This window comes from Vibrio sp. 2130-1 (genome assembly GCF_033339515.1).
In genome coordinates, this window is record NZ_JAWOUT010000623.1 from 1 (window position 1) to 545 (window position 545).

Here is a 545-nt window from a genome sequence, read left to right on the forward strand (position 1 = left end):
CGAGCGTATTTGGGTATAGGTACAAGTCGGCGGCGTTGCGGAAAGTCAGTTGGCCAGATTCAACTTCAGTGAAGCCGTTCGGATCATCTTTACGTCCGCCCACTTTAAAAGGCGCTGCCGCGCTCAAAACTGGAATGTCAGCAAGGTCTGGATCGCCTTGAATGAAACGTTCAACGTAGTCTTTTTGTGCAAGGTTAACGATTTGGATTGTTGGGTCGTCTTGCACCAAAGCCAAGAAGCTGTACATCACGTCATTCGCTTTACCAATTGGTTGGTTAACGAATTCGCGAGTGCCTTTGTGATCGTCTTCGAGTGCTTTAATGATGCCTTGGTCTGCTTCTGCAAGCGATTTCTTAGTCGCTTTGTCGAAAATTGGTCGAGCTTCAGATTGTCCTTCCACTACTTGCCATTGGCCGTCTTTTTGCTCGATGACCAGATCCATGACTCCCACGTGGCTACCCCAACGGCCAGGCATGACGGCAGTGACACCGTTGATGGTGCCTTTGTTGTTGTCTACGCCTTGTAGATTCTCAAATCCTTTGCCT

The 545-nt window shown here is 49.0% G+C and carries 1 pseudogene; it reads right to left on the reverse strand.

From position 1 onward, the window contains the following. Positions 1 to 545, reverse strand: a pseudogene (locus R7Q09_RS27765) (2',3'-cyclic-nucleotide 2'-phosphodiesterase); the annotation flags it as partial.